At 47.7% G+C, this 24,794-nt stretch carries 21 protein-coding genes; 5 read left to right on the forward strand and 16 right to left on the reverse strand.

The window, feature by feature from the left end; all coding sequences use genetic code 11:
- Positions 1-119: 119 nt before the first annotated feature.
- The 10 genes from Q9R46_RS23240 to Q9R46_RS23285 form a co-directional block, all read right to left on the reverse strand.
- A complete protein-coding gene (locus Q9R46_RS23240) occupies positions 120-1,409 on the reverse strand; it encodes an ABC transporter substrate-binding protein (RefSeq protein ID WP_145336179.1) in 1,290 nt (429 codons plus the stop codon).
- 256 nt (positions 1,410-1,665) lie between these two features.
- Positions 1,666-3,219 carry a response regulator transcription factor gene (locus Q9R46_RS23245; protein ID WP_145336241.1) on the reverse strand — a complete coding sequence of 518 codons (1,554 nt, stop codon included), beginning with the start codon at positions 3,217-3,219 and terminating at the stop codon, positions 1,666-1,668.
- Positions 3,194-4,930, reverse strand: a complete 1,737-nt coding sequence (locus Q9R46_RS23250; RefSeq protein WP_483874825.1) for a sensor histidine kinase — start codon at positions 4,928-4,930, stop codon at positions 3,194-3,196. Before Q9R46_RS23250 ends, Q9R46_RS23245 begins: the two co-directional genes overlap by 26 nt.
- A gap of 1,047 nt (positions 4,931-5,977) precedes the next feature.
- The gene (locus Q9R46_RS23255) at positions 5,978-7,303 is read right to left on the reverse strand and encodes an SGNH/GDSL hydrolase family protein (protein ID WP_311281978.1); all 1,326 of its coding nucleotides are present in this window, start codon (positions 7,301-7,303) and stop codon (positions 5,978-5,980) included.
- A gap of 269 nt (positions 7,304-7,572) precedes the next feature.
- Positions 7,573-7,890 carry a hypothetical protein gene (locus Q9R46_RS23260; protein WP_311281979.1) on the reverse strand — a complete coding sequence of 106 codons (318 nt, stop codon included), beginning with the start codon at positions 7,888-7,890 and terminating at the stop codon, positions 7,573-7,575.
- A 33-nt stretch (positions 7,891-7,923) separates the two neighbouring features.
- Positions 7,924-8,787, reverse strand: a complete 864-nt coding sequence (locus Q9R46_RS23265; RefSeq protein ID WP_260984864.1) for an inositol monophosphatase family protein — start codon at positions 8,785-8,787, stop codon at positions 7,924-7,926.
- A 109-nt stretch (positions 8,788-8,896) separates the two neighbouring features.
- A complete protein-coding gene (gene uvsE / locus Q9R46_RS23270) occupies positions 8,897-9,898 on the reverse strand; it encodes a UV DNA damage repair endonuclease UvsE (RefSeq protein ID WP_311281980.1) in 1,002 nt (333 codons plus the stop codon).
- Positions 9,899-10,150: 252 nt separating this feature from the next.
- The gene (locus tag Q9R46_RS23275; RefSeq protein ID WP_123066865.1) at positions 10,151-10,474 is read right to left on the reverse strand and encodes a hypothetical protein; all 324 of its coding nucleotides are present in this window, start codon (positions 10,472-10,474) and stop codon (positions 10,151-10,153) included.
- 59 nt (positions 10,475-10,533) lie between these two features.
- On the reverse strand, positions 10,534-11,634 hold the full coding sequence (locus tag Q9R46_RS23280) for a D-alanine--D-alanine ligase (protein WP_145336168.1): 1,101 nt from the start codon (positions 11,632-11,634) through the stop codon (positions 10,534-10,536).
- A 138-nt stretch (positions 11,635-11,772) separates the two neighbouring features.
- Positions 11,773-12,810 carry an amidase domain-containing protein gene (locus Q9R46_RS23285; protein WP_311282031.1) on the reverse strand — a complete coding sequence of 346 codons (1,038 nt, stop codon included), beginning with the start codon at positions 12,808-12,810 and terminating at the stop codon, positions 11,773-11,775.
- A gap of 340 nt (positions 12,811-13,150) precedes the next feature.
- Here Q9R46_RS23285 and acnA point away from each other — a divergent pair, with 340 nt between their 5' ends.
- Positions 13,151-15,865 carry an aconitate hydratase AcnA gene (gene acnA / locus Q9R46_RS23290; protein ID WP_311281981.1) on the forward strand — a complete coding sequence of 905 codons (2,715 nt, stop codon included), beginning with the start codon at positions 13,151-13,153 and terminating at the stop codon, positions 15,863-15,865.
- Between the two features lie 194 nt (positions 15,866-16,059).
- Here the strand turns inward: acnA and Q9R46_RS23295 are convergent, their stop codons facing one another.
- The 6 genes from Q9R46_RS23295 to Q9R46_RS23320 form a co-directional block, all read right to left on the reverse strand.
- The gene (locus Q9R46_RS23295) at positions 16,060-16,374 is read right to left on the reverse strand and encodes a hypothetical protein (RefSeq protein ID WP_311281982.1); all 315 of its coding nucleotides are present in this window, start codon (positions 16,372-16,374) and stop codon (positions 16,060-16,062) included.
- Between the two features lie 12 nt (positions 16,375-16,386).
- Complete coding sequence (locus tag Q9R46_RS23300) at positions 16,387-16,794, reverse strand: hypothetical protein (RefSeq protein WP_311281983.1); 408 nt, start codon at positions 16,792-16,794, stop codon at positions 16,387-16,389.
- Positions 16,795-17,648: 854 nt separating this feature from the next.
- Positions 17,649-18,296, reverse strand: coding sequence for a VanZ family protein (locus tag Q9R46_RS23305; RefSeq protein ID WP_145415343.1), 648 nt, complete (start codon positions 18,294-18,296; stop codon positions 17,649-17,651).
- Positions 18,297-18,346: 50 nt separating this feature from the next.
- Positions 18,347-19,216: a M15 family metallopeptidase gene (locus tag Q9R46_RS23310; RefSeq protein ID WP_311281984.1), complete on the reverse strand. Its 870-nt coding sequence runs from the start codon at positions 19,214-19,216 to the stop codon at positions 18,347-18,349.
- A 79-nt stretch (positions 19,217-19,295) separates the two neighbouring features.
- Positions 19,296-20,402 carry a HAMP domain-containing sensor histidine kinase gene (locus Q9R46_RS23315; RefSeq protein ID WP_145415345.1) on the reverse strand — a complete coding sequence of 369 codons (1,107 nt, stop codon included), beginning with the start codon at positions 20,400-20,402 and terminating at the stop codon, positions 19,296-19,298.
- Positions 20,395-21,093, reverse strand: a complete 699-nt coding sequence (locus Q9R46_RS23320; protein ID WP_145336153.1) for a response regulator transcription factor — start codon at positions 21,091-21,093, stop codon at positions 20,395-20,397. Before Q9R46_RS23320 ends, Q9R46_RS23315 begins: the two co-directional genes overlap by 8 nt.
- 344 nt (positions 21,094-21,437) lie before the next feature.
- Here Q9R46_RS23320 and Q9R46_RS23325 point away from each other — a divergent pair, with 344 nt between their 5' ends.
- The 4 genes from Q9R46_RS23325 to Q9R46_RS23340 all read left to right on the forward strand — a co-directional run bounded on the left by Q9R46_RS23325 (position 21,438) and on the right by Q9R46_RS23340 (position 24,744).
- Positions 21,438-22,388: a helix-turn-helix transcriptional regulator gene (locus Q9R46_RS23325; RefSeq protein ID WP_311281986.1), complete on the forward strand. Its 951-nt coding sequence runs from the start codon at positions 21,438-21,440 to the stop codon at positions 22,386-22,388.
- An 80-nt stretch (positions 22,389-22,468) separates the two neighbouring features.
- Positions 22,469-23,263 carry a zinc ribbon domain-containing protein gene (locus tag Q9R46_RS23330; protein WP_311281987.1) on the forward strand — a complete coding sequence of 265 codons (795 nt, stop codon included), beginning with the start codon at positions 22,469-22,471 and terminating at the stop codon, positions 23,261-23,263.
- A gap of 500 nt (positions 23,264-23,763) precedes the next feature.
- Positions 23,764-23,931, forward strand: a complete 168-nt coding sequence (locus Q9R46_RS23335) for a hypothetical protein (RefSeq protein ID WP_186331900.1) — start codon at positions 23,764-23,766, stop codon at positions 23,929-23,931.
- A gap of 138 nt (positions 23,932-24,069) precedes the next feature.
- The gene (locus Q9R46_RS23340; protein WP_311281988.1) at positions 24,070-24,744 is read left to right on the forward strand and encodes an aspartate/glutamate racemase family protein; all 675 of its coding nucleotides are present in this window, start codon (positions 24,070-24,072) and stop codon (positions 24,742-24,744) included.
- Positions 24,745-24,794: the final 50 nt, after the last annotated feature.

The raw sequence follows: 24,794 nt of genomic DNA on the forward strand, positions 1-24,794 counted from the left end.
GGATCAGCTTGCTGACGCCTTCATGTTACAGACAGGACGGGGAAAGGCCCTCGCCGTCAGCGAGCAGCCCGTTTCCCGTCCATCCCTGCATGAGGGACGAGCAAGCCATCATTCAATTGTTATTTATTGTTGGCAAGCACGGATTCTGCATTTTTGCGGAAGGTCTGTGCCGCCTGTTCGGCAGTAATTTTACCAAAGTTCAGCTCTTCCACGACATCAGCGAGTGAGGAAATGACCTCAGGTGATCCAACCGGTGGTGGCGGGCTCATTGGAGAAGCTTTCGGCTCCATCGATGCCACGAATTCGAATACCTGTTTCGTTGCATCGCTCAGTTCAGGAGCAATAGCCTCTTTGATTTTTCCGGAGATCGGCACACCGCGCTCTCCTTTGATCAGTTTGTTCGCTTCTTCGTCATTCACCCAGAAGTCAATGAACTTCGCTGCTTCTTCCTTCACCTTGGAGTTCGACGTTACACCCCAGTACATACTTGGCTGCATATAAAGCCCTTTCTCCATATCCGGTCCCGGCATTGGCGCAATCGCAAGCGGACGGTTAGCTACCTGTTGCAACGCAACGAATTGGTTCGACCATTGCCATACGCCGATGCCTTTTTCTTTGACCAAATCCGACTCTTCGATGATGCCTTTCGTTTGATTAGCCACATCCGGCGAAGGCGCAGCCTTCTGCTCGATCATGCGTTGCATTAATCCGAAAAACTCTACAAACAGAGCGTCGTCATCATATCCAAGTCCGGTTCCTTCCGGGTTGTAGAGCGATTTGCCTTTGGTACGCAGGAAATAGTGGAAGAAAATATCCGGAGCCACGCCGCCATCCAGATACAGTCCCTTCTCTGCTGCTTGTTTACCAAGCGCTTCGTAGGATTCCCATGTCAGATTTTCCGGCATGGCATCTACGCCAGCTTTCTTGAGCAATGCAGGATCATATTGGAAACCAAGGACATTAACCCCGGCAGGTACACCGTACTGTTTGCCGTTAATTACACCTGTGCTGATGACATTCTCAGCCACATCATCCACCTTGATCTGGTTGCCCAGATACGGTGCGAGATCTTCAAGCTGACCGTTCTGTGCATATTGGCTGATGTAGGAAATATCCATCTGGATAATGTCAGGCAGCTGGTTGGCTGCGGCTTGCGGGGCAAGCTTTTTCCAGTAGTCGTCAAAAGAAGCATATTCCACATCGATTTTGACGTTTGGATTTTTCGTTTTATACAGGTCGATGACCTTCTGCGTATATTCATGCCGTGTATCCGAGCCCCACCATGCGATACGCAGGTTTACCGAATCACCCTTGCTCCCGGACCCTTGTTCACTGCCTCCACCTGAGCTACAAGCTGCTGTAAATACAAGCAACGCAGCCATCATCAGGAATATTGCCTTTTTCACCATGCCAATCTCCCCTTTTTATGCTGATATGGTATTGTGAACGGGTTATCTCCATCTTGTTAACGATATACTGATAACGCTTTCACAAACTTGATATTGTCATTTTCGCAAAAGTACGATCCAAGTTGAATACACAAAACCGTCTTGTTGGTTCAAAAAACAGAGGAGGACATCCCTGACGCTCCAAGCGCCGGTTATCCTCCTCTTGAGATATGGTATGACCTCGCATGATCATAGCTTTGCCATTTCTAATCCCCTGTTAGATGCCGAATCTTCGGTATTCCGTAGGCGTCATGCCGGTCCATTTTTTGAATACCTGACTGAAATATTGCGAGTTACCTCCAAAGCCGAACAATTCGGCCAGCTCGAACACCTTCACATCCCCGCCTCTGCGGATATGTTCACACGCCCGTTCGATGCGAAGACGATTAACGTAATTGGAGAAATTTTCGCCGGTGACTTTTTTGAAAATTTTGCCGAGATAGTCCGGATTCATATATAACATTTGATGCGCTACTCCACTCAGGGAAAGGTCAGCCTCACCATAGTGACGGTCCACAATGTCCATCATTTTCTCCACTGCCGATGATTGACGGCTGATGTAATTTTTATAATAACCAGCTGTTAAACGGGTAGCACTGTCTGCTACAAATGTATTCAAATCAGCTAGCGTATCCATATGCGTCAGTTCGGCCATCCGCTGCGTGAAATCGGTTGCCTCCTCTGGCGGGCAAACTTGAATCATGGCAGAGTATAACTGCACCACATAAGCACGTGTCACCTCAATATCCAGCTTCTGGTCTGCCAGCTGCTCGAACAGACGATGTACCTCGGCGGCAGCCTCCTCCGTATTGCCCGATTTGATTAACTGGCACAGTTGCTCGGCATCCTGCTCCACATTCACCCCGTCACACTCCCCTGCCAGCACCACATCATTCTTGGTAATAAGTTTGCCCTCTCCAATGAAAAAGCGATGATTCAAGTACTGCATCACCTCGCGGAACAACCGCCGGGACTGGGTCATATGATCCGCTTCGCTGAGCGCAGCCGTCAGCTCTAATCTGTACAGACGGGTAAACGTCTGGCGAACCGCTTCAATCTGTTCCTGGAGTACATTCACATCGGATTGTTCTGCCAGCACAATCAAGAGCTTGCCTTCAATCGTTGTGCTTAACAGTACATCCGGAAGCAGGTCTGCAGCTATATTTTTAATCGCAAATAAATGGCTGTAATCATGCTCATCCACTATCCGAAGCAACAGTAAACGGACGCTATTCTGTTGAAGCTCCATATTGAACAGATCCTGATAATACGCCAAATCCACGGGTCCATACGTGCGATTGGTCATGAACTCCAGCAGAAACTGTTCCTTCACATGGGGAAGTACTCGTTGCAGACGCTGCTTGATCTCTCCTGCAACATGTTCTTTCACCTGCGCATCCTGGCGCTCCTGCAACAGCTCAACCAGAGCATCATGAATCTGATTCTCGTTACAGGGTTTGAGCAGATAGTGCTTAACCCCATACTGCATTGCCTTACGAGCATACTCAAACTCCTTATAGCCGGACAACATGATAAATCGTACCGCCGGATAAGCCTCGGACGCCTTCTCGATCAGACCCAGTCCATCCAGACCCGGCATGGAAATGTCAGTGATAATGATATCGGGTTTGGCGCTTTCGATTTTGCCCAGTGCTTCCACTCCATTTCTGGCCGTATCTACAAGCTCTGTCCCAGCAGCCGCCCAGTCAACCACCTGGGAAATTCCCTCCAGTATGACACGTTCATCATCTACGAGCATCACTTTGTACATCGTCATCGTCCTCTCTGATCCAAGGTATGCTGATCGATACTACAGTTCCTGATCCAGGCTTGCTATTTATGCTCATGGTGCCTTCATCGCCAAAGGTCAACCTTAGACGTTCTTGAATATTCGTAAGCCCTATGCCCTGTCCTCTGGTCTGAATCTGACCTTCCTGTAAACGTTCCATAAATTCGGAGGTCATGCCCGGCCCGTTATCCTCTACCTCGATCCGAATATGCTCCCCTTCTGCTCTGGCACGGATTCGAATCTGACAAGGCTCGATGCTTGGTTCAAGTGCATAGTGAATGGCATTCTCTACAAGCGGCTGTAAGGTTAACTTGGGAATTCGAGCTGTTCCGACCTCAGGTGCAATATGCATGTCAAAATCAAGTCTTTCCTCGAACCGGGTATGCTGAATCGTAACGTAGCTACGCACGATGTCCAGCTCCCGTTCCAGCGTAATCCACTTCTCGGACATATTGACCGAGCTACGTAGCAGGAAGCCCAGCGCTTCGACCATCTCGGAGATTTGATGCTGCTTCTGCACTTTGGCAAGCCAGTTAATGGATTCAAGCGTGTTATATAAAAAGTGTGGATTGATCTGTGCTTGAAGCGCTTTCAACTCTGTTTCACGAATGACGAGTTGCTTCGCATAATTCTCATCAATCAGCTCTCGAATCCGCTGTAACATCATCTTGAACGTTCGATGTAACAGTCCGACTTCATTTTGCGGAGATACGGGAATGTTGCCAAGGGCTGCTTCCTCCAGTTTATCCAGATCCCCTTTTTCAATATTACGCATTTTCTTGATTAATTGAGCAATCGGATGGGTGATGCTGCGAGAGAATTTAGCTCCAATCACAAGGGCCACCAGAAAGATCATAATAAAAATGACCATGACGAGCTGTTTGACAAATTGAATCTGTTTGAACATCTGATCAAATGGCGTGGTATATAAATAATTCCAGCTGGTATAGGATGAATGGGCTCTTGCAACAAAATATTTGCCCTGCTCCAATGTGGCAATTCCGTAAGGTTGAGTCCGCTTCATTTCTTCCGCAATTTCGGATTTGCTTACGGTCGATTCGGTTGGGTAGATGACTTCCGTCCCATCAACGATCAGCAACTGCGAGTCCTCTGCCGGTTCCTGCATCTGATCCTGTACGATACGATCCAGCCGTACACGGATAATGAGGGTCCCCAGCTTTTCCAGCGTAAATGATCCGCCCGTAAAGGACTTCACCTGTCTGACCGACAGCAATCTCGCCTGTTGATCTCCACTTGCCAGCCATACGTTGGAACCGGCATACTGCTCACCGAGCGAAATCAGCTCCTGTTGTTTCGTCTCTGAGATGCCTTCGCGATTACCTGCAGCCATGACATTGTTATCGTTGTCGATAAAGATCATGGAGTACACATATTTCTCGGAACCAGCGTAGGCAACGAGTCGGTTTGTAATCTTTTTACGAAGACTATTCCGCTCATATCCGGTCTCCGCCTTCTCCAGTTGCAATAGATACTGTTGCAGCGGCTCATCCGACATTACTTTGAAGGACAGATTGGATAACTCGCGTAGCTTGTTCTCGATGCCGACGGACGACATATTCAGTACTTGCGATGACTTCTCGTAGATCTGACGGTCATAAATATTCAGCACGTACTGCATGACAGATACGTAGAAAGCAAAGCTGATCAGCATTAAAAATCCAATCAGCAACATCGTTTTGTGGTGAATGGGTAGTGTGGTGAAAGCGTTTTTAAATTTACTCACTCGGAGCTCTCCTTTGCTTGGCGAAGGGTTGCTGGATTAGAGGGTTGCCGGCCTAGTATCGAGCTGATAAAGATCTGAATATATCGGTAAACTTAATCTGATTTTGGTGCGCAAGATATCACAATTAAAAAGTATGTTTGCTACCCTGCTGTATGCACAAACTCAGCTTACATGTAATTTATTTTCATATTTACACATCCATGGTCGGATGACAAGTCATATTTATGCAACATATGGAGTCACCTGAGAAGCTATACAACGATCAATGTAGGTGACTATAACACTTTTTAGTGGAACCTGTTTATCTGCGTGGCAATGTTGATTAGCTTGCAGGATGAGGGTGACTTTTTATGCTACGAGAGTTTCGTACCTCAGTGGGGAAGGTGATATCACTTCTAGCTGGACGGTTACATTCATCTTGAAACGAATGTGGAAAGTTGCTGCAAAGTCACACTCCTCAGAGGAACAATGCTGGGCCATAGGATATGCGGATTCCGGTTACTCGAAACCCACTGCTCTTCTTGCGCTCTTGCATCGCTAACGATCACCACAGACCTTATTTAGTCATTTTGACGGTGTTTCAGAATCTAACGATCACCAGCGACGCTATTGGGTTCATTTTTATGTAAAACAGGGTTAAATCGAAGGAATTTCCTTAAATAGCGTCTCTACGGATCGTTAGAATTTCAAAAGGCTTATTTCAAGCCGAATAAGGCTTCTCCTGACCGTTAGAATATGGCCGCCCCCTGACTTCCTCGAGGAAGGCACCATTTCTATTTCTCGATCTCCTACTGATTTTACGAATCCAATCGACCAAAAAGAACAGCACAAAAAAGTGACGAGTCAGGAACATGTCCTGCCACGCCACTAATGATATTTTGGGATTAAGGTCACTTCTTACACATTCATTCTTACACATTCATTCCTACATATTCAAACTTACAAGTTCGATATCTACATGTTCAATCATAAGAATGTGCACTTTGATAAACAACCTTACGGATTTACAAATACCGTTTTGAGCTTCGCGATATACTGCACGTCAAAACCAAGACCTTCGGCTACCATAGCCACCGGTACATACGTTTTGGCTTCTTTGCCTACTTTGTTCAGGAAAGCCGGCGTGTCCACTGTTACGGATGCACCGTTCACTTTCACGGCATTCGCTCCGATCTTCACAGCTACTGTGCGGTCACCGTAGGTAATGGTTGCGGTTGACGTCTTGTTATCCCAAACGGTTTTGGCACCCACTGCATTCACGATATCCTGGATCGCGACGAAGTTTTTGCCGTTACGAATCACTGGTTTATAAGGTGTGTTCAGCGTCTTGCCACTAACGATAATATTCATCGGTTGACCTGCATCCGGCGCGGTCAGTTTCGTGTAGTCACCCCAGATGGTTTTTGCAAACTCTTCAGCAATAGCAGCATATCCAAGCTGATTCGGGTGGAAATCCCGATCTTTGATCATATGTGTCATCGTGCCTTCGCCGCCCACAAAATCGTTGGCTACATGAGCTACTTTCACATCAGCTCCTTGGGCTGTGAACTGAGCAGCAATCCCGTCAATCGTTTGTGTGAAGCCCTCTGAAGCCTGCATCAGCTTGGCATACAGCTCTTTGCCTGCTACTTCGGGCATCGGCTGGTACTGGTCAGCAATAACAATCCGCGCAGATGGATTAATCGCATGAATATCATTAATGATAGCAGTAACATTCGTTGTATACGTTGACAGCAATTCTTTTACTTTCTCTTGTAACTCTTGATCACTCATGGTATTCGCCGTACCTAGAAGCTCCGAGACATCATTGCCGCCGATTGTCATCGCTACCAGATTAGCCTGTGCAATGCTTTCACGAATCGCAGCTGTGTTTGCTCCGATCTGTCCTGCGCGCGGATCAGGCAGGTTCGGCTGAATGGCTTCGGAAGTCAGCGCCTTACCTTCTTTGATCGCATCGGTAAACCTCTTCAAACCACTCGTTTTAAGTCCAGCGATGCCGAAGTTATCTACTTGTGTGCGCCCATGGAGCAAGCCTTGTTCTTGCAAACGCTCAACGTAACCATAAGGCAATGTGGTCATCTTCGGCTCATATCCTACGGTAATGGAGTCACCCAATGTGACGATCCGAAACTCTTTGGTTACAGCGGAGGCATCTTTCTTGGTTGCTGTAAGCGATGCTTCATTTGAAGCCACAGGTAATACGCCCGTTTTGGCGTCAGCAGCATGTGCCGGTAATGTGGACGGCGTAAGTAGCAACATACCTGCCAGCATGCTGGCACTCAGCCCTGCAGCGGTGTTTTTCCAAATACGTTTACGCTTCATTCTTGTGAACACTCCTTTAGTTAAATCCAGCATTTACACGATTATATAGTACACCATTCATTCCGATGACATATGCTTGTGTACCTCTATTCTATCACTACAAATATAGCTTTGTCCTCTTGCCTAAATGTGCGCGCAAAATAATAGACCTCCCTTTGCCGGGAAGTCTATTACTATTAAAAATCCGACTCTATTCATGAGAGCAATCTGAATGATAGTGTGCCTACTGATAAGCGGTATATCGATTGATGGTCGTAGTTTCCTGTATGTTACGCTTCGATATCCGAATCTGAATCCTTAACTCGATCCTGATCTGCAGGCTGACTTGGCGCGGGTTCGCCGATTTCCTTAGTATCCTGCCCGGTAGCCCGATCCACATACCTGTCATATCGATTATCCAATTCCCGAGCCATGGTACGAAACTTTAACGTTTCCTCCACAATCGGGTCTCGTTCTGTCTGAATACGCACCTCATATTTGGGAGGAATGAGTTGACGTTCGCGCTCACCAGCATCACCGGACGCCTCCATGTCTCCTTCCGTCAGCATATCGCTAAGCCGTTGTTCCAGTTCTTTGGATTCATCCATCGTTATTCACTCCTATAATAAAGTGGTATGTGTTTACTCCAGTCCGGTAGCCTTGGCTTCCTTCAATACTTCTGTCAACGCATCGTGAATCTTGCCATTGCTGGCAACGATGTGGTTCACGGCAAGCGTATATGGTGTTCCCTTCGTATCCGTCACTTTACCACCGGATTCCGCAACCAGTAGCGCACCTGCGGCAATGTCCCAAGGCTTGAGCCCCACTTCCGTATAAGCACTCAGACGCCCTGCAGCCACGTAAGCGAGATGAATTGCAGCTGAACCGCCTGCACGCAGATTGCGCACCTGTGGAGCAAGGGCCTGAACAGCGGCCATATTCAGTGGCAGCGCAAACGTCGTATCTGCCGGGAAGCCTACCGCCACGAGGCTCTGGCCCAGTGTTTCCTCACCCGATACCGTCATCCGGTTTCCGTGCACGTAGGCTCCTTTTCCTTTTTCCGCAACAAACAATTCGTCACGGGAAGGATCGTAGATCACACCCACAATCACTTCGCCCTTATGAGCCAGCGCAATGGACACCGAGTAGAACGGGAATCCGTGCACAAAGTTCGTCGTTCCATCCACCGGGTCAACAATCCAGAGATACTCTTCCTCCGCTGCCTCTTTCAGCGCTCTTGCTGAAGCTTCAGGCCCCGGTTCAACTCCCTCTTCCCCCAGAATAGCGTGGTCTGGAAAATGGGTGAGAATCAGGCGGCGAATCATCTGCTCTGCTCCTTTATCCACTTCGGTCACCAGATCTTGAGGGGAATACTTCGTTCCGAGTTCACTTACCGTACCCAGACGGCTCTTGATCCACTCTCCCGCCTTGGACGCTGCATTAATAGCAACGGCAGTATAGCTTTTGCTTGTCACGACATAAGGTACCTTTTCCTTTTCACTCAAAGCGTTCACTCTACTTTCTATATCAATCTACGAAAAAGTTAAAAATACTTGTTAGAAGTATACGTCTGAGCATTCGTAAAGTTTCTTGCTGTCCAAGCCTCTTTTGACCTCAGGGATGTATTCGTACCGTGGACTCGTCCACCCATTCAACACCTTCATCCTGATAAAAGGCCAGTTTCTGCATCAGCTGCACCAAGGCTTCATCCTTGCGTTTGGCCTCGATCATGACATCAAGGGCAGGTGTATCCGCCGCAATATGACGCAGAAAATCAAGTAGCGGCTCGACTTCCACCCCGTCCGCATGTCCGCGAGGGTCCTTCTCGCTCTTCGGGCTGGACACATGAATTTTCGGAACTAACGGTCGGTCTGGCGGAGCATCGGCCTGTGCTAGCGGTGACTGCCAGGTTTTTAAAATATCCGTCCACAGCTCCCATGGCTTCTCGCCTTCGTTATTCACCCACTGATGATGGATATCCAGTACCATCGGCAAACCAAGATTCTGACATACCGCGAGTGTCTCAGGTGAGTTGAACGTTTTATCATCATTTTCAAGCGTCAGTCTCTCCTGAATGTCCCGGTCCAGCTTCAAAAAATTTTCCTCAAAACGCCGTGCAGCGGATGGCTTGTCCCCATATGCACCACCAATGTGAATATTGTTCTTGGCCGTGGCATTAAGCCCCATCGCATCTAGCATACGAACATGATGACGAAGATCCTTCATCGAGTTGCGTAGCACTTCTTCGCGAGGAGTACTCAGTACGGTAAAATGATCCGGATGAAAGGATACACGCATCTGATTTTCCTTCACGAAGTCACCAATCGCTTCGAAATCCGGTTTCAGTGCCGGAAACGGGTCCCAATCACTCAAATCTTCATGGGTAGCCAGTGGAATTAATTTCGAAGAAAAGCGATATACATGAATATGGCTTCCTTTGTTGTGCCGGAGCAAACGTAAGGTATTATGCAGGTTCTCGGCTGCAATGCGTTCCAGCTTGCGAATCGCCGCTTCCCTGTCTCCGATTTTATTAAAACTGGCCATTGTCATGGTCTTGGAAGGCGAAGCATTCTCCACCAGCACCGACATTGCCACGTAACCGAAACGTACAAGCATGAATTTCTTCCTCTCTGTTTAGGACGGACAGACTTGCACGACTGAAGACAGCCGCGAAGCTAAGCCGACATGGTATATAACCAAGCTTTACCCTAAACAGGGGAGCGTAATCGCATGAATGTAAAACCATCCAAGTGCTTTGCCTAGAGGTTTGTCCGAGAGAGTAGTCAGCTATATTCAGCAGTATCTCCGTTAGTTCTCTGGAGAGAGCCACTCTATTGACAGCACTGTTCAGTGCGTCCTGTGATCAGACTACTCCTGAGCCTGTTCCCCGAAGAACATCTCATCGGCAAGCGCCGTCTGGACCCGTGATTCTTCCTCGGTCAGCTTGCGAATGAGCTGCATCTCTACTTCCGTCACTTCCTGGTTCTGAAAATTGATCTCCGCAATGGAAGCCACAATTTTCACAATAGCCACCGCTACATTGTCCGGCGTGTAAGCAATGACTTTTTGCCCGGTAGGAAATACCCGAAAACCTTGCTTGACCATTTTGCCGCGGCCGTATTCCAGCAGTTCAAATAACTCTTGCTCGCTTTTGAATTTACATACGGAATTAAACTCTGTCTGAAATCCCATGCACATTCCTCCCAATCTCCTGATAGTGGAAATCTAGCTTGGATAGCGGATCGTCCAGGCTATGCCTGAACGCCGTTTTCGTAATTCAGTGCCTGTTTGCGGTTATACCGCTCCAGTCCCAGTTCGATCATGCGATCCAGCAATTCCGCATACGATACGCCTGTCTCGCGCCACAAGAGCGGGTACATGCTGTACGGAGTGAAGCCAGGCATGGTGTTCACTTCGTTAATCAACAGTGCGCCATCCGATTTGCGAATGAAGAAATCTGCGCGGGAGATGCCGTTACCCTCGATAGCACGGAACGCCTGCAAAGCCGCTTCACGGATGCGGTCTGCCGCCTCAGGGTCGAGCGGTGCAGGAATCAGCATCTGGGACTGACCGTCGATGTATTTGGCTGCATAATCGTAATATTCACCAGAGGATACGATCTCGCCCGGAACAGATGCCATCGGTTCATCATTGCCGAGAACACTAACCTCGACCTCGCGTGCTTCCACAAATTCCTCAATGACTACTTTGGTATCATACCGGAGTGCAAACTCAATCGCTGTTTTCAGTTCATCGCGGTTACGCGCTTTGGAAATACCCACACTGGAGCCAAGGTTGGCCGGTTTGATGAAGCAAGGGTAACCCAGCTGATCTTCAACCTGTACGATCATTTCGTGTTCCGTCTGTTTCCATTGTGTTGCATTAAAATACGTGAAAGCACACTGGTCAATCCCGGCTTGGGCAAACAGTTTTTTCATGACGACTTTGTCCATGCCGCCTGCCGAAGCCAGCACACCCGCGCCCACATACGGCATATCCGCCATCTCGAACATACCCTGGATGGTGCCATCTTCGCCGAACGTGCCGTGAAGCAACGGGAACATAATGTCCAGTGCTTCCGCGCCACCGTACAAACGTGCAAATAATGCGTTCAGCGCGTCCTGTGTGCCGCCTGCGGAGTGTTCCAGTTTCAGATCTTCAATGCGTGCAAAAGGTGCATGCATCACTGTTCCTTTTTTCCACGTCCCCTGCTTGGAGATATAAAAAGGAACCAATTCATATTTTTCGTAATCAAATGCATTTGTTACAGCAAACGCCGTTTGCAGCGATACCTCGTGCTCGCCCGATTTCCCGCCGTATACGACGCCTACTTTTAATTTATCCATACTCATGCGTAACCTCCGATTATATCTGTACGTGGTGCTATCTGCGCAGCCGTTACAGGCGATTGCCCTGCTGCTTCCGGTCTCTGTTCTTATTTTACACGGAACGGGCTGTCTGCGTCACCGAATCTCGCAAATCTTTCCCTGTTAAAATTCGTCCGCGATATGAAAAAGCCGGTATACCGTCCGCTCCGTCCAGGCATAGGAATCCCGGTAATCCCAGTAACGATGGCGACTGCTCACCGTATGTGCATTTACCAGCGGCATGCCCCCCGCGTCAAAAGCGGTGACCACCGTGCTGTGCTGGAATCTTCCGTCGCCGTCCCAATCGTAGAAAATGACGTCACCAAGCATCAGTTGCTCAGGACGATCCACCTCGGTGGCCGTCAGCCCCCAGCTGCTGCCCGACAGATATCTTGCCAGACTGTTGGATACGGCCCAGCTATAACTCCACATTTCCGCGCCGTTCACATACCCTTTATACCACCAGCCCGCTTCTCTTCTACCAGTATAGTGGATGGGTGCTTCCCCTGCAAAGAGACACTGGGACACGTAATTCGTGCAGTCCACATCGAATTCTTCATATGCGGGATTGCCCGCATTCCACCATCGATCTGCGTAGGCAACAGCCAGATCCCGGCGATATATATGTCTTTTGGCACTTCTGCCTTGACCCAATACTTCCCGATTCAGAAGTGGCCGATTCACCGCCTGTACAAAATCGGCTTGTTGATACGGACGCCCTTCCCCCGCTGGACGGCGCTCCGGCACTTCTCGTTCCACACGCGCTATACTCCAATGCCCATTATCGCGCAAAAAGGTTAATCGCTCACGTTCGATCCGATCCTCCCGGTGGGTGATACCACTCTTCTCATAGAACAGCCTGCTGTACAGTTGCACTTCCACCACCGCTTCTTCAGAACCATCAATGAGTGTACGCACAAGCTTGGCGCTGGTCTCGCTGCGAAGAGGTACGGCGCGCCGTTTGCGATACCATTCATCCAGCCTTGCCATACGCTCTCCCCGTTCCACCACAAATTCGGGATCGGTTACGATCCGTTCGCTCGTCTGTGGACGGTAATCAATCTCACAGCGATTGTACTGGTTGACGTACGTATATAAGGCACTCTTCCATTCGCGTTCCAAGCTTGTGTCCCCCTTTGGCATGAATTCTGTCTGGATCATCACGAGATAAACTCCTACTATTCATATGAAGAGAACCTAGTTTGTATGTACACAGTTGAAATAACGCACCTAATTCTATGACCTGAAAAGTTCAAAATCATCCACGTTCACACCAGAATATAGAAAACGCCTTCATCCTTTCAAACGCTTGCTTGCACAGGCAAAAAGCCCTTTACGTACGGATGTGAAAACGGTATACTTAGAACTAAAGTTATGATTATGAAATTATGTTTCACCTGATGAAACCATTGAACAAGAACACGGAACGGTGAAGGCCTGTTCTTCATTTAGAAATGAACGTTTTCTTCATCTCACCGACACATTTTAAGGAGGTACATGTATGTCAGCCAAGAACCATTTCTCCGCCGCTCGTACGCTTGAGGTTGGAGGCAAGTCTTACCGCTACTACAGTCTCGATGCTCTTCAGGAAGGCGGCCACGGCGACCTTTCCAAGCTTCCCTTCTCGATTAAAGTGCTGCTTGAAGCAGCGATTCGTCAATTCGACGGACGTGCGATTACCGAAGAACACGTTAAACAACTGACCGGCTGGGCAGAAGGCCGTGATAATAATAAGGAAATTCCGTTTATCCCCGCGCGGATCGTATTGCAGGATTTCACGGGTGTACCGGTTGTTGTTGACCTTGCAGCAATGCGTGACACCGTGAAAAAAGCAGGCGGCGATCCAAAACAGATCAATCCGCTCGTTCCCGTTGATCTCGTTATTGACCACTCCGTTATGGTTGATGCTTTCGGAACCAGCGATGCACTCGATTACAATATCAAAGTTGAATTCGAGCGTAACGAAGAACGTTACCGCTTCCTTCGTTGGGCACAAACGGCATTCAACAACTTCCGTGCTGTTCCACCATCCACAGGGATCGTTCACCAGGTTAACCTGGAGTACCTTGCTTCCGTGGCTGCAACCAAAACGGTTGATGGCGAAACGGTTGTATTTCCGGATTCCCTCGTAGGTACAGACTCTCACACCACTATGATCAACGGTCTCGGCGTTGTCGGCTGGGGTGTAGGTGGTATCGAGGCCGAAGCAGGGATGCTGGGCCAACCGCTTTATTTTGTAACACCAGACGTTATCGGTTTCAAATTGACAGGTAGCCTGAGCGAAGGCGCAACAGCAACTGACCTCGCGCTCACCGTTACTCAAATGCTTCGTAAAAAAGGCGTTGTCGGCAAATTCGTTGAGTTCTACGGACCAGGCCTTGCCAACATCGGTCTTGCTGACCGTGCAACAGTAGCCAACATGGCACCGGAATACGGCGCAACAATCGGTTTCTTCCCGGTAGACAGCGAAACACTGAACTACCTGCGCAGCACTGGACGTTCCGACGAGCAAGTAGAACTGGTTGAAGCATACTACAAAGCTCAAGGCATGTTCCGTACTTCCAGCACCGTTGATCCGGAGTTCACGGATGTAATCGAACTGGATCTCGGCTCCGTTGTACCGAGCCTTGCAGGACCAAAACGTCCACAAGACCGTATCGAGCTGACTCAAATGAAAGAAAGCTTCAACAGCATCATCCGTACGCCTGTCGACAAAGGCGGATATGGACTGAGCGATGAGAAGATTGAACAAAAAGTGCCTGTGAAGCACCCTGACGGTTCCACAACTGAGATGAAAGCTGGAGCTGTAGTCATCGCGGCAATCACAAGCTGTACGAATACATCTAACCCTAGCGTTATGGTCGGTGCTGGTTTGCTCGCGAAAAAAGCGGTTGAACTCGGTCTGACTAAACCAGGATATGTGAAAAGCAGCTTGACTCCAGGTTCCCTCGTCGTTACCGAGTATCTGGAAAAAGCAGGTCTGATCCCTTATCTCGACCAACTTGGATTCAACGTTGCCGGTTACGGCTGTGCAACATGTATTGGTAACTCCGGTCCACTGCCAGATGAAGTGAGTGAAGCGATTGCCGCCAACGACATGACTGTAGCGGCCGTATTGTCCGGTAACCGTAACTTCGAAGGCCGTGTACACGCACAAGTAAAAGCAAACTATCTGGCTTCTCCACCGCTGGTCGTTGCTTACGCACTGGCAGGTACAGTTGATATTGACTTCGAAACCGATCCAATCGGTCACGACCAAAATAATCAACCTGTATTCCTGAAAGACATCTGGCCTAGCTCCGAAGAGATCAAGGATGCGATTGCAAGCTCCCTGAATGCACAGATGTTCCGCAACAAGTACGAGAACGTATTTACTGCCAATGAGCGCTGGAACCAAATTGCTGTACCGGAAGGCGAACTGTACGAGTGGGACCCGAACTCCACTTACATCCAGAACCCGCCATTCTTCCAAGAGCTTGGTGACAAGCTGAACGATATCTCCGATATCCGAGCTGCACGTGTAATGGCATTGCTGGGTGACTCCGTAACAACGGACCATATCTCACCAGCAGGTAACATTGCACCGTCCAGTCCAGCTGGATTGTATCTGAAAGAGCATGGCGTAGAGCGCAAAGACTTCAACTCCTACGGTTCACGCCGTGGTAACCATGAAGTCATGATGCGTGGTACATTCGCCAACATCCGTATTCGTAACCAGGTAGCTCCAGGTACTGAGGGTGGTATTACGAAATACTTGCCAACAGACGAAGAAATGTCCATCTACGATGCTTCCATGAAGTATCAGGCTGAAGGACAGAACCTGATCGTTATCGCAGGTAAAGAGTATGGTACAGGAAGCTCCCGTGACTGGGCAGCCAAAGGTACGTTCTTGCTCGGCGTCAAAGCGGTAATCGCGGAAAGCTTCGAGCGGATTCACCGCAGTAACTTGGTTGGCATGGGCGTTATGCCATTGCAATTCCAGGAAGGTCACGGCTGGTCCAGCCTCGGTCTGAACGGACGTGAGACGTTTGACATCACAGGTCTGAGCAACGATGTGAAACCAGGCCAAGAACTGACTGTTACCGTGACACGTGAAGACGGAACGAAGTTCGACTTCCCTGTTATCGCTCGTCTGGACAGTATGGTTGATGTGGATTACTACCACAACGGTGGTATCCTGCAAACGGTACTGCGTCAAATGATGAAAAAAGCTTAATCCCCTTCATCTTTCATGGGATAAAATGAAATAACGAAGCCCCGCTTCATGTGCGTAGCATGCACAATGAAGCGGGGCTTTTTAATTCGGAGTATTGAGGCGGGACTCGGGTTTAATGTTGCTTTGCGTTAGTCCTTTTTGCTTTGTTTCAGTCATTTTTGCTTTGCTGTTGATGCTTTGCTGTCGCAATCTGATTAAAAATCGATCCTGATTCCCACCTCTGAATCATCCGGCGGTTCAGGTATACGATAGATTCCCCTGCTTTTCAACTTTTCGACGTTGATCCAATCCATAAAGTCATCCCCGCCGTAACTGCGAATAAACACCCCATATTCCAGTTCATCATCGAAATTAATCGATTCCATATATTGAGTGAACGGATGTTTACCTTCAATGCGTTGCAGAAAATCAGAAAATTCATTTCTCCACGCTTCGATTTGATCTGCATGCCGGTCAGGGACATAATAATAGAAACCGTCAGGAGTGTAATACGAAATTTTCATAATCATCCGATCTGCCTCCTAGAGTTTCAAAATAGCCAGGCCTTCCTTCAGTTGTTCAGAAACAGCCGTATAATGCTCAATTCTATCTGCAAGCTCGCGTTCCGTTTTATGTACCAGATAATATGAATATTTCTGCATCAACTCATGCTCGTTCAACTCAATAGGCAGATGAATGATCTCATAATAATCTGGATTCTCTGAGTTGGCATAATAACGATAACCTCTTTCGCATTGGCCAATATTCATAACCGTTTGGATAACCAATAATTCATCACGTGTGAAGCTTCGGATCTGTGTGGACCTTTTCTTTTCCAAGTCCAGTATGGCCTGTTCATCCTCTTGTCTATGTGTTGCGTCTGCGATCTCACTTTCGATAGCGATCAACGCTCTCATTCTTCCGGCAAGCTCTCTAGCTAACAAAATCAATGCGAGCCCTCCTCCAAGTATAGTGAGCATACAGGTTATGGGTGAATCGTCTTTTCTTTATCTCATTAAATGTCTCTCCACTACAACGATGAAGAAGTATCACAAAATGCTCCGCTTAAAATTACTCAAATCAATGCTCTAGAGTGTAACTTTCAGGTGAAAATCCCCGCTGGCGAACAAAGCAAAATCGTATCCGTCGCAGGAAAGGTTCTGAAGTTAAGAAATCAACGTCAATGAGACCGGCAGCCAAAATGCTAACGACTCTAACGATCATGAGAAGCCTTATTGGGCGCCAAATAGGCCTTGTGAAATTCTAACGATCCGTAGAGACGCTATTTAAGTAAATCCCCTCGATTTATCCTAGTTTCAGCTGAAATCCAGCCAAATAACGTTCCTGGTGATCGTTAGAATTGATGACTCGGCAAAATCAGCCAAATAAGGTCTGTCGTGATCGTTAGCGCCGTGAGGGGGACAAAACACTGAAATCTAATAGGGAGATTCACTTAATGCCCAATATAATGCGAGGATTGATCGAACAGTTGCATGGTTCCCATCATCAGAAATAAACACGACATGACGATCAAAGTTGCTCCTATCCACCTCGCTAGAAATCGACGATCCTTGATTTGCTGATCTGTGGCACCTGTTGTACTCTGCGGACATATCAGAAACATAAACCCTGCACTAATCAACAGCACAGCGATAATAATCAGTGTAATCCCTCCTTAGGCAGGCCAAGAAACACGGGCCTCTCTTCCACAGTTATCACGATCACTCTTTCGCTTAATTACTCTCCCAGTGATTTACATTGTAATTCTCAGAGTTACTCTCCTGTGATTCTCGTCGTCCGTCGCCTAATTATTCACCACTACTCTCGATCTTCCCCCAGTGAATAGCCTGTTCAATACCAGTAACACGATATACAACACATATCCGATCATTCCGCCAATTGTATTCAGCATAAGATCATCCACATCAAAGATACCCATCCCCGTCAGCAACTGTGTCACTTCATAACCCAGACTAAGCAGAAAGGATAGAAACATTACATGAATCCCGGCGAAAAAAGAATGGCGTATTATCCCCGTAATCCATACACCAAACGGCACAAATGCAAGAATATTGCCCACCAAGTGAATTGCTGTTCCTGATCGGTGATGAACGGAGAGACTGTGCCAGTCTCGTTTGATCTCCTGAAAAGGCGTCAGATTTACAGTTCGTGTATGGATCAGATCCGGTTGACGCAGCAGTGCCATCAGTCTGTCCCATACCAGTCCTGCATCCACCGCTCCACCTTTAAATAAAATCAGTTTGGTCAGCAGATAGAGATAAATCACGAACAGGGCAATCCAGACGATTCGAAACGGATTGCTCTTTATCTCATTGCGATTGTGTTTTTGACCGTGACTCTTATGACGTTGGTTCACATCAAAAAGTTTGATTTTTTGATGATTTTTTTGACCTTGTTGCCTATACTGCTCGTTCGGCTTGTTCTGTCTCATGCTGTCTCTACCTCCTCCATCAGGCCGCCCTCTTAGGTTGATACTCATCATCAAGACGATTTTTCAACCGTAACAATAACTCCTTGCATATTATCACCGGAGATGTCGTAGGCATCATTCTCTGGCAGATAAATCTTCGTATCCTTCGATACCTGATAATAATGGATATCATATGTAACGCCGTCCAGATCGACGCTCACGTCTTTCTTTTCTCTTAACATCTCCAGATATTCTTCCAAAACCATCTGATTCTTGTACATCACCGCACTATGCGGCATGCCGACATATCTGAAATGCCAGGGTTCATACTGAATGCCTGTCACGTTCACTTTATCTTTGGGATATCGCAAAATAAAACCGTATTTCCATGCGTTTTTCTCCAGCCACGCTCCTTCTGGAGCCTCACTCATTGCGGCCAGACTTGAACCTATGTCCAGGGATAACCCCAGATTGTGCTCGCTGTAACCCGCAGGCAACGCGTAGTCCGAACCCTTTTGCCGATATAGCTCATCCTGCTTCTCAAAATCTCTGTATCCGCTGCTCATCAGGAAATAGCGTACTCCTTCTTCGCCTGCTGCTTCAACCATCTTCTGGAATCTCTCTGTAACCTCACGCGATAACATCAATTTGTGATCCAGTAGTCCATAACCTAAAAGCAAGTCTTCCTCTTCAGCCACAACTACAATGTCGGAGCGAATACCCTCCGGGTGAATCGGATGCTCGGAATTGACCAAAACAAGATTGCCTTTATGTATTTGCTGTTTCATTTCTTGAAATGCAGCTTCTCGGTACCCCGCGTATTTCTCTTTGGTATCCAAAACAACAATCGGCATCTCTTCCTTCTGCCACAAAGCTGCCGTGGATTGCGTCACGAAATACCCGATCAAAATGATGCATAGTAGAAAGCCCCACTTTTTCATGATTGTTCCTCCTCCCTCTCATAATTCAAGGATAGGCAAAACAATTTAAAGAAAACGCAGGGCAATGTTTAAATTTTTCTTAAGTTTCATGAGAAACCTGCTGGAAAACAGGCAGACGAACCTCAAACATCGTGTGTACCACATCACTTACAGCCGATATTATCCCTTCATGCTGCTCCACGATATTACGCGCGATAAACAGTCCAAGACCCGTGCCTCCCTCTTGCACGGTCCGTGCCCGATCTCCGGTGTAATACATGTCGAAGATGCGTGGCAGATCATCAGGATGAATATGTCCTCCATAGTTCGTCACCTGAATGACAACCTGGCCTTCATCCTGAAATCCCTTTATATCCACGTACATCCCGTCCTTCCCATGCCGCGCAGCATTGATGAGCAGATTCTCGAACACACGGGCGAGCAGCTCCCCGTCTCCGGATACGGTAAGATCGTTATCGATATGTAAACGGGTGACCAGATTATTTTTTTCAAAAACAGGATAAAGTTCCTCATTCATTTGCTTCAACAGCTCGCTCAGGTCCAGCCGCGTTTTGTGTACAGGCAACATGCCATAGTTCATTCGTGTGATTTCAAACAGATCATCAATTAACTTCTCCAGCCGCTGGGACTTGGTGAACGCAATCGCTATGAAATGCCGCGCCTGTTCCTCGGTCAACTGTTCATCCTTCATCAACAAATCCAGATATCCCAGTACAGAGGTCAGCGGCGTGCGCAGATCATGCGCAAGGTTTACGATGAGCTGGTCTTTGCTGTTTTCGGCAAAATCCCCTCGATTCACCGCTTCTCGCAGCTTCTGGCTCGCCATATTGACACTTTCCGCAATCGCACCCAATTCGTCTTTGGCCACAATCTGTACCTGATGATCAAAATCCCCGTTAGCCAAGTGATTAATGCCCGCGGAAATCTCTTTGAAATACGTAACGTAACGTCTGGTAAACAAGTAGAAAAATAAAATCGCAAGTGGGATGAAGAGGAGCATAAAGACATATAGATCGCCAATACTTCTCATGATATTCCGATATTCCGCCAGCGGGTCTTCCCGCCTTACCCCCGCGTAGTACATCTGCAACAGCTTATATACGATAAACGTGACGACGCCGGAAGCCAGCATGCTCAGACCGAGCATCATAATCATCGTTGTACGAAAACTTCTCCGTTTAGTCATTGAACGTGTACCCCACACCCCAGATCGTTTTGATGAACTTGTTCTTGTTCACATCTTCTCCGAGCTTCTTGCGCAGCGTTCGGATATGCACCATGACGGTATTGCCGCTCTCGAAATAAGCCTCGCCCCATACCTTTTCAAATATGACTTCTGTGCTAAATACCTGTTTGGGATTGCTGGCAAGTAACACTAAAATGTCAAATTCCTTCGGTGTTAACTCCAGCGGTTTACCGTAAAGCGTTACGCTGTGCTGGTCGGGGACAATAACAAGTCCGCCTTTTTCCAAAACAGAACGCTGCGCTGCAGTTGTGGACTGGCTGAACTGCAAAGAACGCCGTAGTTGAGAGTTCACGCGAGCCACAAGCTCCATCGGATTGAACGGCTTGGTCATATAATCATCGGCACCCATCACGAGTCCTGTAATTTTATCCATGTCCGATGTTTTCGCACTCAGGAAAATGATGGGAAAATGGTGCTGTTCCCTGATTTTACGGGTCACCTCATACCCGTCCATACCCGGCATCATAATATCCAGAACCGCCAGATCGATGGCGTGTGTCTGAACAGCCTGCAGTGCCGACTGTCCGTCAGAGGCCTTGACGGTATGGTAGCCTTCCTTTTGTAAATGTAAAGCAACCAGATCCGCGATCTCTATTTCATCGTCCGCAATCAGAATCGTAATTCGCTTCATTGCTTATTTCACTCCTATATGGGATGCTGGGCAATATAACACCTTTGAATCTAACAGATAACTCCCAGATAAACAATTGAAAGCAATGTTATATAAGTTGGACAAAAGTTTTACACAGTCCACTCCAATGACAGAATAACCTTCCAATCGCTGTTATCTCCAGATTTTTTGATTCCCTTTTCTATAGGGAAAATCCGGTGATCAGCGTATGCTTCCGAAGCAGCTTTCTTTCAGAAATCTCTCAAGCGACCGCTTTGCTTCTCCAGGTTTTTTCTGTCCTCTCCGTTCAAGTGTAAAAAAATATTCCATTTATATAGACACTAATAAAAAAGGAAGGTATCGCTATGAAACTGGAGCGTTTGTTAGCCATTGTGGTACTGCTCATTAATCGCAGGCGATTACAGGCCAAAGACCTGGCAGACATGTTTGAAGTATCCATACGTACAATCTATCGAGACATCGACACATTAGGCCAAGCTGGAATTCCCGTGGTGACATATCAGGGCGCAAGCGGTGGAATCGGGCTGGCAGAAGGCTACCGGCTGGATCGTAATCTGTTAACCGACAAGGACCTCGCTTCCATCGTCACGGCGCTGCGTAGCATCTCAACCACTCATACGAATACTGCGCGTGAGTTATTGGTAGAGAAGCTAAGCAGTATCGTGCCGGAAGCCAAAAATGAAGATTTTCAGGCCAGCACGCATCGATTCATCGTGGATTATTCAACGTGGACTCACCCTGAAGCACTACAACAGAAATTAAAGGTCATCGACCAGGGAATCGATCAACTTCAATGCATTCATTTTGCTTATTGCAGCGCCGAAGGTGCCGAGACCTGTCGCACGGTTGATCCACACACCCTTGTGCTGAAAAGGCACGCGTGGTATCTGTATGCCTTTTGCCATGAACGGAATGAATTCCGCATGTTCAAGCTGGTGCGCATGAAAGAGGTTGTGCTTGCCGAACAACATTTTGAACGTCAATCCATCAACCTTCAGGACAGACCGTGGCAGCAGGAATGGAGCCGTCCGAACAATCACATTGGACTCACGCTGAAATTCCATGCCCGTGCCCGTCATCTCGCGGAAGAATGGTTTGGGATTGAAAATGTATTGCCTGACGGCAACGGGTATTATATCAGCCAGATCGCTTTCCCTGAGGATAACTGGCTATATGGCTTTATTCTCGGCTTTGGCGCGGATGTGGAGGTATTGGAACCTCTGCACATTCGGGACAATGTATGCCGCGTGGCAGAGCAAATTGTGCAAAATTATAAAGCCTCAGCTCAAACCTGACAGACAGCTGTCCAGTTCCTCCCCGTATACTTCAACTATGTTCACGTTGAAGTTGTACCATACCCAAGGAGGAATGAAGAATGAACGTTACCGTATGTCAGAGCTGTGGAATGCCTCTAACCAGCACCGAGCAATTCGGCACCGAGTTAGACGGCAGCCAAACCCGCGAATACTGCATTTATTGTTACAAGGGTGGCAAGTTTGAACAACCGGGGATGACACTAGAAGGCATGATCGAGATGTGCACCACTATTCTGAAAGAAGAAGGTATGGACGAGGAATCAGCCCGCTCGATGCTACGCAACCAACTGCCCTTTTTGAAACGATGGCGGAATGCAGGAAATGTAGGAAACGGTCAGGACGGAACTATTGCTAATCCACCAAAGGATACTTCGTTTTCCAGAGAGCCTGTCCGTTATGTAACCCTTCCGGGCAAACGCATAGCCGGGCTGTCAGCACGTACAACCAACGCAATTGAGATGAGCGGCCAAGGCAGCATCGGTGCGTTGTGGGGTCGTTATTTTGCCTCCGAACACATTCCGGCTACTGAAGCTGCACGTTATGGCTGTTACACGGATTACGCAGATGGCATTGCTGGAGAATATACCATTTTGGTCGGACATGAAGTCGGCGAGGAAGAACGACTACCTGAAGGTTTCGACGAGGTACAGTTACCGCCTGCTACCTATGCAGTGTTTACTTCGAGAACCGGACCCATGGTTGAGGTGGTCAGTGAGGTGTGGGGGGCAGTGTGGACGTGGAGCCATCAGAGTGACCGCACATTTACCGGCGATTTTGAGTATTACGATGAGCGGAGTTTAAACCCGGAACATGCACAGGTGGATGTATATATTGCGGTAAACGAACGCAGGTAACGGAAGTAATACTAACGGATACCCCTCTTCAAAAAGGGAATTTAAATAGAGAATCCAATGGGAAACCTGCAGCTGCCAAGTGGTCTTGGCAGCTTTTTTTGACATTTTTCGATCAACATACCCCGACCATAGAACCAAGTTAGTTAGCATATACCATACCTAGTCACTTGGACATATGTCTTAGAGGCAAGCACCATTGACTTCCCTAAAATTAGGACCATTCGCATAACAACCGATACCACGCTCCCACACCTCGCCTTTCATATCAGGTTCTTTATTCCTGAATTTCCCTAAAACCGTTTACATCTTCTGAATACCGGGTAAAATCACTACATCCGAGTCGGAATTCCGGCTTCATATGAACCATTTCATGTAACAAGTCATATGTACCTATATGCGTACAACGTGAATTCATTTTATGTTCACCAACAAAACGAGTGTTGAAAATACATACAAAACTAACGATGCATGTCCATCATGCATGTAAGGAGGAAACCAAGATGATCCGCATGCCTATTCAGCAAATGATCCCGTATCACCACCAATATCCGCGCAACACGGCGACCAATGCGCCCAAAAAGGAAAATGAGAACACTCAAGGCCTATCCTTCCATGAAATTCTACAGCAAAAAATGGCGAAAAAGAACGTATCCATGAACATGAGATAAGTCTTTACATCTCTGAGGCTACTCCCTATACTACGTGTAAAAGGTGACATTTCAGGCTCGAAGTTTCTTACCGATGGTTCACGCTCATTGTGTGATCCAGGCGCGTCTTGTAGTCACTCTACATAAAGGGGATTGCCTATGAGCACCATTGCCTGTTTCCACGCGCATCACTCCAATATCAGGTTGATTGAACAAGCCCTGACTTCCTATAATATCGAACTGGTTCACTACGTAGACCCCGGTCTTGATCGGCTCAAGCATGATGAGCATTTCAATAGTGCGCTTGTTCGGGAAAAAGTAAATCAGACATTGCAATGGATGAGCCGCTGTCACGCTGACGCCATTCTTGTGACATGCACCTTGTTCGCTGCCGTACTGGAACAAATACAACCGTTACCGATTAGGGTAACGGGTATTGACGATTCACTGCTCGCGATGATGGTAAAACATCCGAAGCGGTATTTGCTCGCGTTTACTAACCCCGCCACAGTAGAACCGACGATGGCTCGATATCGTGACTATATGGATCGACATTCGGCAGGAAAGAACAAGCCTGAGTTAGAGTCAATGTTGCTCCCCGGTCTATTCGACATGATTATGCGAGGCGACCAGGAAGGATACGTCGCAGCATTAAAAGGTGCGTTGCAACAACTTGCTCTTGAATGCGAGGATACCTGTCTTGTTGCCGCTCAGCTCTCCATGGCTCCTGCGGCTGAGCAGGCATCTGCTGATACGGGCATAACCATTCATACGCCATTATCAGGGTTAGGCGCGAGTCTAGAGCAGGATATCGGTATTACGAAGAAAGTATAAGTATTTTCGCGCTGTGTGCAGCTTCCAGTACGCACTGTCCTGCTTCCTTA

The organism is Paenibacillus sp. RRE4 (assembly GCF_031844205.1).
Lineage (GTDB): Bacteria > Bacillota > Bacilli > Paenibacillales > Paenibacillaceae > Paenibacillus > Paenibacillus xylanexedens_B.

Coding starts and splice junctions, on each gene's coding strand:
- Q9R46_RS23240 (WP_145336179.1), bottom strand. CDS start 1,409: ATGGTGAAAAAGGCAATATTCCTGATGATGGCTGCGTTGCTTGTATTT.
- Q9R46_RS23245 (WP_145336241.1), bottom strand. CDS start 3,219: ATGTACAAAGTGATGCTCGTAGATGATGAACGTGTCATACTGGAGGGA.
- Q9R46_RS23250 (WP_483874825.1), bottom strand. CDS start 4,930: ATGTTGCTGATTGGATTTTTAATGCTGATCAGCTTTGCTTTCTACGTA.
- Q9R46_RS23255 (WP_311281978.1), bottom strand. CDS start 7,303: ATGAAGCGTAAACGTATTTGGAAAAACACCGCTGCAGGGCTGAGTGCC.
- Q9R46_RS23260 (WP_311281979.1), bottom strand. CDS start 7,890: ATGGATGAATCCAAAGAACTGGAACAACGGCTTAGCGATATGCTGACG.
- uvsE (WP_311281980.1), bottom strand. CDS start 9,898: ATGCTTGTACGTTTCGGTTACGTGGCAATGTCGGTGCTGGTGGAGAAT.
- Q9R46_RS23275 (WP_123066865.1), bottom strand. CDS start 10,474: ATGGGATTTCAGACAGAGTTTAATTCCGTATGTAAATTCAAAAGCGAG.
- Q9R46_RS23280 (WP_145336168.1), bottom strand. CDS start 11,634: ATGAGTATGGATAAATTAAAAGTAGGCGTCGTATACGGCGGGAAATCG.
- Q9R46_RS23285 (WP_311282031.1), bottom strand. CDS start 12,810: ATGATCCAGACAGAATTCATGCCAAAGGGGGACACAAGCTTGGAACGC.
- acnA (WP_311281981.1), top strand. CDS start 13,151: ATGTCAGCCAAGAACCATTTCTCCGCCGCTCGTACGCTTGAGGTTGGA.
- Q9R46_RS23295 (WP_311281982.1), bottom strand. CDS start 16,374: ATGATTATGAAAATTTCGTATTACACTCCTGACGGTTTCTATTATTAT.
- Q9R46_RS23305 (WP_145415343.1), bottom strand. CDS start 18,296: ATGAGACAGAACAAGCCGAACGAGCAGTATAGGCAACAAGGTCAAAAA.
- Q9R46_RS23310 (WP_311281984.1), bottom strand. CDS start 19,216: ATGAAAAAGTGGGGCTTTCTACTATGCATCATTTTGATCGGGTATTTC.
- Q9R46_RS23315 (WP_145415345.1), bottom strand. CDS start 20,402: ATGACTAAACGGAGAAGTTTTCGTACAACGATGATTATGATGCTCGGT.
- Q9R46_RS23320 (WP_145336153.1), bottom strand. CDS start 21,093: ATGAAGCGAATTACGATTCTGATTGCGGACGATGAAATAGAGATCGCG.
- Q9R46_RS23325 (WP_311281986.1), top strand. CDS start 21,438: ATGAAACTGGAGCGTTTGTTAGCCATTGTGGTACTGCTCATTAATCGC.
- Q9R46_RS23330 (WP_311281987.1), top strand. CDS start 22,469: ATGAACGTTACCGTATGTCAGAGCTGTGGAATGCCTCTAACCAGCACC.
- Q9R46_RS23335 (WP_186331900.1), top strand. CDS start 23,764: ATGATCCGCATGCCTATTCAGCAAATGATCCCGTATCACCACCAATAT.
- Q9R46_RS23340 (WP_311281988.1), top strand. CDS start 24,070: ATGAGCACCATTGCCTGTTTCCACGCGCATCACTCCAATATCAGGTTG.